The 12412-nt window shown below is 65.0% G+C and carries 11 protein-coding genes; 5 read left to right on the top strand and 6 right to left on the bottom strand.

The features are described from left to right. Positions 1–14: 14 nt before the first annotated feature. Entirely contained in the window at positions 15–680 is a 666-nt protein-coding gene (locus ACXHGZ_RS20320; protein ID WP_084853781.1) for a TetR/AcrR family transcriptional regulator, read from the top strand. Between the two features lie 36 nt (positions 681–716). Next, on the top strand, positions 717–1571 hold the full coding sequence (locus ACXHGZ_RS20315; RefSeq protein ID WP_480461217.1) for a sulfurtransferase: 855 nt from the start codon (positions 717–719) through the stop codon (positions 1569–1571). A 105-nt stretch (positions 1572–1676) separates the two neighbouring features. On the opposite strand, the gene ACXHGZ_RS20310 is transcribed toward ACXHGZ_RS20315, so the two are convergent. From ACXHGZ_RS20310 to ACXHGZ_RS20285, 6 genes are all read right to left on the bottom strand, one after another. Then, on the bottom strand, positions 1677–2672 hold the full coding sequence (locus ACXHGZ_RS20310) for a hydrolase (protein ID WP_480461216.1): 996 nt from the start codon (positions 2670–2672) through the stop codon (positions 1677–1679). 47 nt (positions 2673–2719) lie between these two features. Further along, positions 2720–4135 (bottom strand): M16 family metallopeptidase, encoded by a 1416-nt coding sequence (locus tag ACXHGZ_RS20305; RefSeq protein ID WP_480461215.1) that lies wholly within the window; start codon positions 4133–4135, stop codon positions 2720–2722. Further along, positions 4132–5475: a M16 family metallopeptidase gene (locus tag ACXHGZ_RS20300; protein ID WP_480461213.1), complete on the bottom strand. Its 1344-nt coding sequence runs from the start codon at positions 5473–5475 to the stop codon at positions 4132–4134. The genes ACXHGZ_RS20305 and ACXHGZ_RS20300 overlap by 4 nt, the downstream gene beginning before the upstream one ends. Before the next feature lie 88 nt (positions 5476–5563). After that, entirely contained in the window at positions 5564–6166 is a 603-nt protein-coding gene (rsmD, locus tag ACXHGZ_RS20295) for a 16S rRNA (guanine(966)-N(2))-methyltransferase RsmD (protein ID WP_480461211.1), read from the bottom strand. Then, the gene (locus ACXHGZ_RS20290; RefSeq protein ID WP_480461210.1) at positions 6166–7662 is read right to left on the bottom strand and encodes a M16 family metallopeptidase; all 1497 of its coding nucleotides are present in this window, start codon (positions 7660–7662) and stop codon (positions 6166–6168) included. Before ACXHGZ_RS20290 ends, rsmD begins: the two co-directional genes overlap by 1 nt. Next, the gene (locus tag ACXHGZ_RS20285) at positions 7655–9010 is read right to left on the bottom strand and encodes a M16 family metallopeptidase (protein WP_084853790.1); all 1356 of its coding nucleotides are present in this window, start codon (positions 9008–9010) and stop codon (positions 7655–7657) included. The genes ACXHGZ_RS20290 and ACXHGZ_RS20285 overlap by 8 nt, the downstream gene beginning before the upstream one ends. Before the next feature lie 230 nt (positions 9011–9240). On the opposite strand from ACXHGZ_RS20285, the gene ftsY reads away from it, so the two are divergent. From ftsY to ftsX, 3 genes are read left to right on the top strand one after another with little or no spacing between them, the layout of a single operon-like run. Beyond that, complete coding sequence (ftsY, locus tag ACXHGZ_RS20280) at positions 9241–10692, top strand: signal recognition particle-docking protein FtsY (RefSeq protein ID WP_480461208.1); 1452 nt, start codon at positions 9241–9243, stop codon at positions 10690–10692. Next, positions 10689–11360 carry a cell division ATP-binding protein FtsE gene (gene ftsE / locus ACXHGZ_RS20275; RefSeq protein WP_084853794.1) on the top strand — a complete coding sequence of 224 codons (672 nt, stop codon included), beginning with the start codon at positions 10689–10691 and terminating at the stop codon, positions 11358–11360. The genes ftsY and ftsE overlap by 4 nt, the downstream gene beginning before the upstream one ends. Continuing rightward, on the top strand, positions 11357–12382 hold the full coding sequence (gene ftsX, locus ACXHGZ_RS20270) for a permease-like cell division protein FtsX (RefSeq protein WP_480461206.1): 1026 nt from the start codon (positions 11357–11359) through the stop codon (positions 12380–12382). The genes ftsE and ftsX overlap by 4 nt, the downstream gene beginning before the upstream one ends. The last annotated feature ends 30 nt before the right edge of the window (positions 12383–12412 follow it).

Genomic DNA, 12412 nt, shown 5'->3' with positions numbered 1-12412 from the left:
ACATGGAGCTGAGCATGGCCCCGCGCATGAAGACCCGAGAGCGCATCGTGCAGAACAGCCTGGAGTTGTTCAACCAGCAGGGCGAACGCAGCGTCAGCACCAACCACATTGCCGCGCATATGGAAATTTCGCCCGGCAACCTGTACTACCACTTTCCCAACAAGCAAGCGATCATCGCCGTGCTGTTCAGCCAGTACGAAGAGCTGGTGGACAGCTTCCTGCGCCCGCCGCAGGGGCGGGCCGCCACGGTCGAAGACAAGCGTTTCTACCTCAAGGCCCTGCTGGCCGCGATGTGGAACTACCGTTTCCTGCACCGCGACCTCGAGCACCTGCTCGAGAGCGACCCTGAGCTGGCGGCCCGCTACCGGCGCTTCTCCCAGCGTTGCCTGCAGCAGGCCCAGGCCATCTACCGGGGGTTCGTCGATGCCGGCATCCTGGCGATGGACGCGGCGCAGATCGAATCGCTGACCATCAACGCCTGGATTGTCCTGACATCCTGGGTGCGTTTTCTCAGCACCACCCGCGAGCATTCCGCCCACCTGGGCGAAGAAGCCTTCAAGCGCGGTGTCTACCAGGTGCTGTTGCTGGAGCTGGGCTTCGTCACGCCCAGTGCCCGCACCGCCGTGGATGCCCTCTGCGACGAGTTCCACGTTCCCTTCAACCAGGCCCTGGAGCAATGAGCCAGGGTTTTTCGTGCCATCGATCAGGAGATTGTCATGCCCCTTGCGCAATTGATCACCCCACTGCAGTTGGCCGAGCGCCTGGAAGCGCCGGGGCTGGTGGTTCTCGATTGTCGTTTTGCCCTGGAGGATGTGGATTACGGCCAGCGCAGCTATGCCCAGGGGCATATCGCCGGCGCGCACTTCGCTGACCTGGAGCGTGACCTGAGTGGGCCGGTGGTCAAAGGCCATACTGGCCGTCATCCTTTGCCTGACCCGCAGCGGCTGCAGGAGCGATTGCGCGACTGGGGCGTGGACAACGACAGCCAGGTGGTGCTGTACGACGATGGCCCGGGTGCATTTGCCGCCCGCGCCTGGTGGCTGCTGGCCTGGCTGGGCAAGCGCGATGGCGTGTGCATTCTCGATGGTGGCCTGAAGGCCTGGCATGCGTCACACCTGCCGTTGAGCCTCGACCCACCGGCCCGGCGCGAAGGGAACTTCACCGGCAAGCCGGACATGAAGCTGGTGATCGATGCCGAACACCTGGCCAAGCGCCTGGACGCGCCGGAACTGACCCTGATCGATGCCCGCGGCTTGCCGCGTTTTCGCGGCGAGGTCGAGCCGATCGACCCTGTGGCCGGGCATATTCCCGGCGCCCAGTGCGCGGCGTTCACCGACAACCTGGGGCCGGATGGGCGTTTCCTGCCTGTGGACCAGCTCAAGCAGCGCTTTGCCGAAAAGCTCGCAGGCCGGGCGCCGGAACAGCTGGTGGCGTACTGCGGGTCCGGTGTGACCGCGTGCCACAACCTGTTCGCCCTGGCGTTGGCGGGGTATCCGCTGGGGCGGCTGTATGCAGGCTCGTGGAGTGAATGGATCAACGACCCGTCGCGTGGCGTGGCCAGGGGGGACTGAGCTGGCCCCGATCGCCGGCAAGCCGGCTCCCACAGGTATGGCGGTATATCGGAAAACAGCGCAGGGCAGGTGGGAGCCGGCTTGCCGGCGATAGGGCCCTGGCGTTCAAGTCCCCTCGGCCAGCCATTGCGGGATCCTGCGCTCAAGGTAATACCCTGGGTTACGCAGGCTCCCCTCGACAAATCCCACATGCCCGCCACGTGCATGCAGCTCGAAATGAGTCTGCGGCGCCAATTCGTCCCTGCCGGGCAGGCTGTGCCTGAACACGAACGGATCATCGCTGGAATGGATGATCAAGGTCGGCGTTCGGTTTCCGCCCAGGTAATAGCGGCTTGACGCACGTCGGTAATAATCATGGGCGTCGCGAAAACCATTGAGCGGTGCCGTGATCTTGCCGTCGAAGTCCCAGAAGGTGCGCAGGTTGCGCAACGACCCCAGCCTTTCCAGTTCGGCCAGGCCCTCGAGGTGGCCGTTGTCGCGAAAATGCTGTTGCTTGCGCTGTACGTACGCCCGCATTTCGCGCATGAAATGTGCCTGGTAGACCTTGGAAAACCCCAGGCCGATGCGATCGGCGCACTGGTCCAGGCGAAACGGCACCGACACGGCGACCGCCGCTTCCAGTTGGCTGGCCGAGCCACTTTCGCCCAGGTACTTGAGCAATACATTGCCCCCCAACGAATAGCCCACCGCATACAGCGGCGCCAGGGGGCGTTGGGCGCGCAGGTGGCGAACGGCTTCAGCCAGGTCTTCGCTCGCGCCGGAGTGGTAGCTGCGCGCCAACAGGTTCGGTTCACCGGAGCAACCACGCCAGTTCACCGCGACGCTGGCCCAGCCGCGTGCCTGCAACGCCTGTTGCAAGCCTTTCACATAGGGTGAGTGGGACGAGCCGGTCAAGCCGTGCAACACCATGACCACAGGCGTATCGGCCTGGTGCGGGCCGTGCCAGTCGAGGTCGAGGAAGTCGCCATCGGCCAGCCACAGGCGTTCGCGGGTACGTGATAGGTCGGCGAGCTTGCGCCACAGCGGCCCCCACAACGTTTGCAGATGCGGGTTGGAGAGGCCGGCGGCGGGAACGAAACGGGCTGGGGCAGGGCTTGGCATGCTGGGCGACTCGTGTTGTGCCTGTCTAGCTTGCCATGAAGTGTTGCCTATGGGTGGGGCGGTTCGCCAATGGTCGCAGTTGTGGGCAGCGGTTGCTGCTCGACGGAGGGCCCAAGGCTGGCGAAACAGGCGTGCTGCATGTCCAGCCCGCGGGCAGCCTGGCGGATGTCCTCCGAGGTCAGCGCCGCGAGTTTATCCAAGAGCGTCGCCAAGTGATCGGCGGGCAGGTTCTGGTTGCCAAGGTTCACCAGGCCTATGGCGAGGGCTGCGCTGTTGGCCATGGCGCGTAGCAGCTTGCCCGCGGTCTGATTCAGGGCGAACTGGCATTCGCCCAGTGTGGGGCCATGCTGGATAAAGCAGTTGACCAGGTCCGATACCAACGCCTGGGAAGCATCCCGGTATTGCGGTTGGACCTCCCACATGATGTGCCAGAGGCAACCGGCATCCATGGGCACCAGGTTGGAGCTGACGGCATAGGTGAGGGCTCGGCGGGTGCGCAGTTCCGTCGTCAGGCGCGACTGGAAACTGCCGCCGAGCATTTCATCGGCCATCAACAAGGCTGGATAGTCCGTGTCGGTGGGGTAGGCGCGCAGTGGGAGGGTAAGCAGGACCGTGGTGCTGGCCCCGGATCGCTCGATATGCAGTGGCTGGGCCTTGGCCAGGGGCAGTGGAGCGGGCGTGGTTGACATCCACTGGCGTGGCAACGCCTGGGTCAGGGACGCGACGAGGGTTTCGGCTTCTTCAAGCGACAGGTCGCCGACCAATCCGATTTCGAGGTTTTGGGCTGAATAGGCCTTGCGATGGAAAGCGACCACTTGTTCCGGTGTTATACCGGCAAGGCCCTCGGGTGTGCCGGCAGGCGAGGTTGCGTAGGGATGCCCGCTGAACAGACGGCGCGCAGTCTCCTCGAACAGCAGGGCTCGTGCGCTGCGGCTGTTGCTTCGATGGTAATTGACCAGGCGTTCGCGGATTTTCCCGATATCGGCGTCACGAAAGGCCGGCTTGGCGACCATCGCAGTGACCAGCTGCATCGCACCGTCACGCAGCGCAGGCGTACTCAGGCCTCGCAGGCTGACGATGGCGCAGTCCTGGCTGATTTTTCTATCCAGGATCGCGCCTAGCCCCTCCAATCGATCGGCGAACCGGGCCGCGTCGAGGTCCCCTGTGCCTTGGTCGAGTGTGTAGAGTGCGAGTGCCGCCAGCCCGTGGGTGTCACCATCAGCGGCACTGCCCGCCTTGAAGCGCAGCACCAGGTCGAAGACGGGCCTGTCGTGAATGGGTACGAGATGAGCCTGGGTGCCCTCTTTGGTACGCCATCGATGGATTTCAGCCGAGAGCGGTTGAAGGTGCGTGAAATCGATGCCCTGGAGCGAACTCAGGCCTACCAACTGCGTGTCGAAGCTGTAATCCGCCGGGGACCGGCAGGTTTCATGTGCTGCGGAAGAAGTGGGCGTATCGGTCATGCTGGCGCTCCTTGCAGAAGGTAGGTTGTTGTCAGGCGTTCCCGGGACAAGTAATTGGCCGCGACCTGTTGCAAGGTCGTGCTGGACAGGTTCTGAAGGATGCGTGGTTCCTCTGCCAAGGCGGTCGGGTCCAACCCGGCCGCAGCAGCATGTCCGATCCGCGTTGCCTTTTCCTCGAGCGTGGCGCTTTCATGGAGTTCACGGGCAAGCAAGCGGAGTTTCTGGCGTTGGAGTACGTGCTCCGGCAAGGGTGCGCTTCGCAGCTCATCGATCAGTTGCCAGATCTCGACAGCCGCTTGCTGAGGCGTGGCGGCGCTGTTGGGTGGCATGAATGCCATGAGGGTGAACAGCGAGTCCCCCTGCAACTGGTGGTCATAGCTGACAGAGGCGGTTCTGAGGAACAGGCGGTCGCGGACCAGGCGACTGTAGAGCAGCGCACTGAAGCCATCGCCGAGAATCGCTGCGAGCAGGCGCAGGGCTAGCATCGTCTCCACCGAGGGCGCAGTGGCGTGGCTCGGGACGTTGAACGACATGAACAGGGCATTGGGGAGTGTCGGATCGACGAGCTGTTGGTCGCGTTCCTTGAGCTCGCCTGAGTGCCGAAGCGAGGGTTTGTCACGCAATGGCACGGGCGGCAACGCCGCGAAGTAGGTTTCGACCTGCTGGCGAAGCTGCTGCAGGCCGGTCGCTCCAACAACCACGAGGCTCGCATTGTTGGGGTGGTACCAAGTGCGGTACCAGGTATGGACCGTCGCTAGGTCCATGTCCGCCAGGTCGATCGCATGGCCGAAGCTGGGCTCGGCATAGGGTGTGTCGCCGTGGGCAAGTTTCTGGTGCTGTTCATATGCTCGTTGCAGCGACGAGCCACCTACCTTCAGGCGGCGTTCGCTTTCGACTACTTGGACTTCCAGCTCGAACACTGTCTGGTCGAGGTTTGCAGTGGCCATGGCGTCTGCCATCAGTTCCAGTGCCACCGGCAGCCGGGCGGCGGGCAAGGTGATTTCAAAAACGGTGGAATCACTGTGGGTGGTCGCGTTGGCTACACCGCCCAGGCGAGCGATCAGGCGCGAATAGAGCCCTGCCGGTAACTTGCTGCTGCCTCTGAATATCAGGTGCTCGAGCAGGTGGGACAGGTTCGAGCGCCCAGGCGGTTCGTGGCTCACGCCGATGTGATACCAGATCTGGACCGCCACCAATGGTGCACTGTGGTTTTCGCACAGGTAGACCGAAAGGCCGTTGTCCAGGGTGAAATGCTGGATGGCAGGCATCCTGACAGATGCGAGCACGCCCAGGCTGTCGGAGATCGCCTCGGCGTCGGGGCGTTGCAAGAGAGAAGGCATCGCTGAAGTGCTCTTGTGGGTATAGGCCGGAGCAGCTTCAGCGAAAGGGGGAGACCGCCTGCGTTACATAGTTAGGCAGGCGGTGGCATCAGCCTCGTTGCCAGAGGGCGTAATGCACCTGCCCGGTCTTTTTCTCCCTGTGCAGGCGCCAATTGCCGGGCATCTGCAGGGAGGAGGGCGCGGCTTCGCTCTCGGTGTAGATCCAGGCCTGTTCACGTAGCCATTGGTTTTGCTCGAGCAGGTCGCAGGCGTTGGTCAATAGGTCCTGATGGAACGGAGGGTCGAGGAACACCAGGTCGAACTGCTGCTTCGCCGGGTTCTGCAGATAGCGCAGGGCGTCGGTCTGCAGAATCTGGCCACGTGGGCAGCGCAGGATCTCGAGGTTGTTCTTCAGGTTGGCGATGGCCGCCGGGTTGCTGTCCAGGGCCACGGCATCCTCAGCCCCGCGGGACAGGGCCTCGAGCACCAGGGCACCGCTGCCGGTGAAGGCGTCGAGTACCTGGGCACCCTCGATATAGGGCGCCAGCCAGTTGAACAGGGTTTCGCGCACGCGGTCCGGCGTCGGGCGCAGGCCTTCGCCGTCCGGCACGGCCAGGCGACGGCTGCGCCACTCGCCGGCGATGATGCGCAGGTGGCCTTGCCCCTTGCTGTGGGCCGGGCCCGGGCGGGCGGTGTGGGTTGGCTTGGCCATTAGTGCTCCGGTACGCCAAGCGGTTGCTCGGCGGGTTTGTCAGTGGGCGGTGGCAGCGGTTTCTGCGCCACGGTCGGGCCGACGGTGACGATCACCAGCTTGTCCACGGCCAGGTGCTTGTTCAGTGCCGCCTTGACCTGTTCGGCGGTCAGGGCTTGGGACTGCTGCATGAAGTCCTCCAACCAGGTCAGCGGCAGGTTGTAGAAGCCGATGGCACCCAGCTGGCCGACGATGCTCGAATTGCTGGCGTTGGACAACGGGAAGCTGCCGGCCAGCTCGCGCTTGGCATCGTCCAGCTCTTGCTGGGTAGGGCCCTGCTCGAGATAGTCGGCGAGGATGCCCTGGACCAGCTTGAGGGTCGCTTCGCTGAGTTCGGCGCGGGTCTGCAGGTTGATCATGAACGGGCCGCGTACCTGCATCGGGCTGAAGGCCGAATAGACGCCGTAGGTCAGGCCGCGTTTCTCGCGTACTTCGCTCATCAGGCGAGTGCCGAAGGCACCGCCGCCGAGGATCTGGTTACCCAGGGACAGGGCCGGCCAGTCCGGGTCCTGGCGGTCGATGCCCATCTCGGCGAGCATCAGGTGGGTCTGCTTGCTCGGGAAGTCGATGTGGGCCAGGCCCGCCTTGGGCTCGGCAGGCTCAGCGGGCTTGGGCAGCGCCGGGCCCTTGGGCAGGGCGGCGGACACCTGGGCGGCGATGGCTTCGGCTTCGGCGCGGCTGAGATCGCCGACCAGGGCGATCACTGCGTTGCCGGCTGTGTAGGCCTTGGCGTGGAAGGCGCGCAGCTGATCCAGGGTGATGCCGGGGACGCTCTGGGCAGTCCCATCGCTCGGGTGGGCGTAGGGGTGGTCGCCGTAGAGCTTGGCGAACAAGGCCTTGCCGGCGATCTTGCCTGGGTTCTGCTTTTCGTACTCGAAACCGGCCAACAGTTGGTTCTTGATGCGCTTGAGGGCATCCTCCGGGAAGGTCGGCTTGCCCACCACGTCGGCGAACAGCTTCAGGGCCGGCTCGCGCTTGTCCGGGGTGCTGAGGCTGCGCAGCGTGGCCACGGCCATGTCACGGTAGGAGCCGTTGCCGAAATCCGCCCCCAGGCTTTCGAAGCCCTGGGCGATGGCGGTGACGTCCTTGCCGGCCACGCCTTCGTTGAGCATGGCGTTGGTCAGTGTCGCCAGGCCCGGCACGTCGCCGTCCTGGCTGCTGCCGGCGGCGAAGGTCAGGCGCAGGTCGAACATCGGCAGCTCACGGGCCTCCACGAACAGCACACGGGCACCTTCGGCGGTGTTCCAGTTCTGGATGTTCAGCGTGCGCCGGGTAGGCGCCTTGCCGTCCAGCTCGGCCAAGGACTGCAGGGTATTGGCCGGGCGGGCCGCCGGGGCCTTGCCTTCGGCGCTGCTGCCCGATTGGGCCGGGCGGGCGAGGATGAGGGCCAGGGCCACCACCACGGCGATGATGCCGAGGCCAAGCAGGGTATAGCGGGGGGCGCTGCGATCACTCATGAGCGGACTCCTCGGGCAGTACATGGGCAACGCTCAGGCGTTCGCGGGTGAAGTAGGTGCGTGCGGCGTCCTGGATGTCCTGCGGGGTCACGCGTTTGAGCTCGTCCAGTTCGCTGTCGATCAGCTTCCAGGACAGGCCCACGGTTTCCAGCTGGCCGATGGTGGTGGCCTGGCTGCTGATGGAGTCGCGGTCGTAGACCAGGCCGGCGATCACCTGGGCGCGCACGCGCTCGAGTTCCTCGGCGGTAGGCGGCGTGGTCTTGAGTTCGTCGAGCAGTTGCCAGATGCCTTTTTCCACGTCGGCGAGGGACTTCTGCTTCTGCACGTTCGGCGTGGCCGAGATCATGAACAGGCTGTCACCCCGGGTGAAGGCGTTGTAGCCTGAAGAGGCACCGGCCACCAGCTCCTGGCCGCGCTCCAGGCGCGCCGGCATGCGCGCGCTGTAGCCGCCGTCGAGCAGGGCAGAGATCAGGCGTAGGGCATGGACGGTGCGCGGGTCCTTGGCAGTGGCCAGGCCCGGTACGTTGAAGCCGTAGATCAGGCTCGGCAGTTGGGTGCGTACATGCAGGGTCAGCTGGCGCAGGCCCGGCTCGGCCAGCTCCAGGGGCAGCTTGGCCGGAGGCACCGCGCGCTTGGGAATGGCACCGAAGTATTTCTGCGCCAGGCCCTTGACCTCCTCGGGCGTGACATCGCCGACCACCACCAGGGTGGCATTGTTCGGCGCGTACCAGGACTCGTACCAGTGACGCAGCTCCTCGACCTTCATGCGCTCCAGGTCGGCCATCCAGCCGATGGTCGGCGTGTGGTAGCCGCTGGCCGGGTAGGCCATGGCGCGGAACAGTTCGAAGGCCTTGGCGTTGGGCTGGTCGTCGGTGCGCAGGCGGCGTTCTTCCTTGATGACCTCGATCTCGCGGCTGAACTCGTCGGCCGGCAGGCGCAGGCTGGCCAGGCGGTCGGCCTCCAGCTCCAGGGCCACCGGCAGGCGGTCGCGGGCGAGCACCTGGTAGTAGGCGGTGTAGTCGTCGCTGGTGAAGGCGTTTTCCTCGGCGCCGAGGTCGCGCAGGATGCGCGAGGCCTCGCCCGGGCCGACCTTGGCGCTGCCCTTGAACATCATGTGCTCGAGGGCGTGGGACAGGCCGGTCTGGCCCGGCGTCTCGTAGCTGGAGCCGACCTTGTACCAGATCTGCGAGACCACCACCGGCGCGCGGTGGTCCTCGCGCACGACCACCTTCAGGCCGTTGTCGAGGATGAACTCATGGGTGGGTTGCAGATCGGCGGCCAGGGCCGCGAACGGCAGGCAGAGCGTGCTGAGCAACAGGCCAGCGGCGCGGCGGGCTAGAGCATTCATACGTTGGATAACCTGTACGGCGGCCCGCTTGGCTTAGCGTCGGCGGGCCAGGAGGTGCTAGGATACTGATCCGGTTGCCTGGCGACCATGCCTGTCGCCGTTCTGGCCTGCGGGCTTGGCGACAAAATATTGCGCATGAACCAGCCGGATTCAAAATAGTCTGTTCTGCGTTTAGAGAATTCCCGATGCGCCACTGGTGGCCCATCGCTACCCTGAGATAGCCGTCTTCCATGTTTGGTTCCAACGACGACAAAAAAGCGCCGGCCGAGGCTGGCGAGAAGAAAGGCCTGTTCAGCTGGTTTCGCAAGAAGCCGCAGCAACCTGTCGCCGAACAGCCACAAACCCCTGAACCGCAGGCCGTAGAACCGGCTGCGCCGCAGACCCCCGTCGAGCAGCCCGAGGTTGCTCCGGTCGAGCCCGTGGCCCCGGTCGTGCAAGCGCCAGCTCCCGAGCCCGTCGCCTCCGAGCTCCTGCAGGCGCCACGGCCGGAGCCGGTCGCGTCCGTGCCGGTGCAGGCGCCTGCACCGGAGCCTGTGGCGTCCATACCGCTGCAAGCCGTGCAACCGGTCGTGGAACCGGTGCCCGAGCCCACTGCGCCGGTCAGCAACCTGGTGTTGCCGGTAGCCGAAGAACCGGTGGCCCTGGTGCCGGACCTCGAACAGAAAGCGCCGCCGGCCATTCCCGAGCGCCCTGTCGCCGAGCCTGAGTCCGAGCCGGCCGCTCCGGCACCTGTCGCCACCGAGCAAGCCAAGGTCGGCTTCTTCGCCCGCCTCAAGCAGGGCCTGTCCAAGACCAGCGCCAGCATCGGCGAGGGCATGGCCAGCCTGTTCCTGGGCAAGAAAGCCATCGATGACGACCTGCTCGACGAAATCGAGACCCGCCTGCTGACCGCCGACGTGGGCGTCGAGGCCACCTCGGTGATCGTGCAGAACCTGACCCAGAAGGTCGCCCGCAAGCAGCTGGCCGACGCCGATGCGCTGTACAAGTCGCTGCAGGAAGAGCTGGCCGCGCTGCTGCGCCCGGTCGAACAGCCGCTGAAGATCCAGTCGCAGACCAAGCCCTACGTGATCCTCGTGGTCGGCGTGAACGGTGCCGGCAAGACCACCACCATCGGCAAGCTGGCCAAGAAGCTGCAGTTGGAGGGCAAGAAGGTCATGCTGGCGGCCGGCGATACCTTCCGCGCTGCGGCGGTGGAGCAGCTGCAGGTGTGGGGCGAGCGCAACCAGATCCCGGTCATCGCCCAGCACACCGGTGCCGACTCGGCCTCGGTGATCTTCGATGCCGTGCAGGCCGCCAAGGCTCGCGGCGTGGATGTGCTGATCGCCGACACCGCCGGTCGCCTGCACACCAAGGACAACCTGATGGAAGAGTTGAAGAAGGTGCGCCGGGTCATCGGCAAGCTCGATGCCGAGGCGCCCCATGAGGTCCTGCTGGTACTGGACGCCGGTACCGGGCAGAACGCAATCAGCCAGGCCAAGTACTTCAACCAGAGCGTCGAGCTGACCGGCCTGGCCCTGACCAAGCTGGACGGTACCGCAAAAGGCGGAGTGATCTTCGCCCTGGCCAAGCAGTTCAACCTGCCGATCCGCTTCATCGGCGTCGGCGAAGGTATCGACGACCTGCGCACCTTCGAAGCCGAGCCTTTCGTCAAAGCCTTGTTTGCCGAGCGGGAGCATCCATGATCCGATTCGAACAGGTTGCCAAGCGCTATCCCAACGGCCATGTCGGCCTGCACGAGCTGAGCTTCCGGGCGCGCCGGGGCGAGTTCCTGTTCGTCACCGGCCACTCGGGCGCGGGCAAGAGCACCTTGCTGCGCCTGTTGCTGGCCATGGAACGCCCCACCAGCGGCAAGCTGATGCTGGCCGGCCAGGATCTGGGGCAGATCAGCAACGCACAGATTCCTTTCCTGCGTCGGCAGATCGGCGTGGTCTTCCAGAACCACCAACTGCTGTTCGACCGCACGGTGTTCAACAACATCGCGTTGCCGCTGCAGATTCTCGGGCTGTCCAAGCCCGAGATCGCCAAACGCGTGGATTCGGCGCTGGAGCGTGTGTCCCTGAGCGATAAGGGCGAGCTGTTCCCGGCGGACCTCTCCACCGGGCAGCAACAGCGGGTGGGCATCGCCCGCGCCATCGTCCACCAGCCGGCCTTGCTGCTGGCCGACGAACCCACCGGTAACCTCGACCCGCGCCTGGCCGCCGAGATCATGGGCGTGTTCGAGGACATCAACCGCCTGGGCACCACGGTATTGATCGCCAGCCACGACCTGGCGCTGATCGCGCGCATGCGTCACCGCATGCTGACCTTGCAGCGCGGTCGCTTGATCGGCGATGGGGAGGCCGGGCAATGAACACGACACGTACGCCGAAGGTCTCCGAGCGCGTCGCGCCGAAAGCCGCCGACCCGCAGCCGAACAAGCAGCGCGGCGGCCATGACGATGACGGCCCGGATTTCCGCACTCTGTTGCATGCGTGGCTGGAAAGCCACCGGGCCAGCCTGGCCGACAGCCTGCGCCGCCTGGGCAAGCAGCCGATCGGCAGCTTCTTCACCTGCCTGGTCATGGCCGTGGCACTGAGCATGCCCATGGGCCTGTCGTTGCTGCTCAAGAATGTCGAGAAACTCGGAGGCTCCTGGCAGCGCGCCGCGCAGATCTCCCTGTACCTCAAGCTCGATGCGGGCAGCAAGGAAGGCGAGGCACTGCGTGACGAGATAAAAGGCATGCCCGGCGTGGCCGATGCCCAATATGTCAGCCGCGAGCAGGCGCTGGAGGAGTTCCAGCAGCAATCCGGCCTGGGCGAGGCCCTGCGCGAATTGCCAGACAACCCGCTGCCCGGCGTGGTGGTGGTGACCCCCACCGAAGTCGACAAGCCGGCCCTGGAAGCCTTGCGCCAGCGCCTGTCGGAGTTGCCACGGGTCGAGGTAGCGCAGTTGGACCTGGTGTGGGTGGAGCGCCTGGCGGCGATCCTCAAGCTGGGCGATCGCTTCGTGTTCGGCCTGGCTGTGATGCTCGTATCGGCCCTGTTGTTAGTAATCGGTAACACAATTCGTCTACATATCGAGAACCGCCGCATCGAGATCGAAGTGATCAAGCTGGTAGGCGGTACCGACAGCTACGTCCGTCGCCCCTTCCTCTACATGGGCGCGCTCTACGGCCTGGGTGCCGGCGTGCTGGCCTGGGGCATCCTGGCCTTCTCGCTGGACTGGCTCAACGATGCGGTCGTGGACCTTTCCGGGTTGTATGGCAGTGATTTCGCCCTGGCAGGTGTACCAGGGTCGGATGGACTTTCGCTCTTGATCGGTGCTGTACTGTTGGGGTATATCGGTGCGTGGATCGCGGTCGCTCGTCACCTGAACGAGCTGGCACCACGATAATGTTTTTACGCCAGCATTGACTTTCTTATC

This window comes from Pseudomonas shiyinii (genome assembly GCF_056725765.1).
The sequence above is the reverse complement of the archived record's forward strand: the minus strand, read 5'-3'. Positions and strand labels throughout refer to the sequence as shown.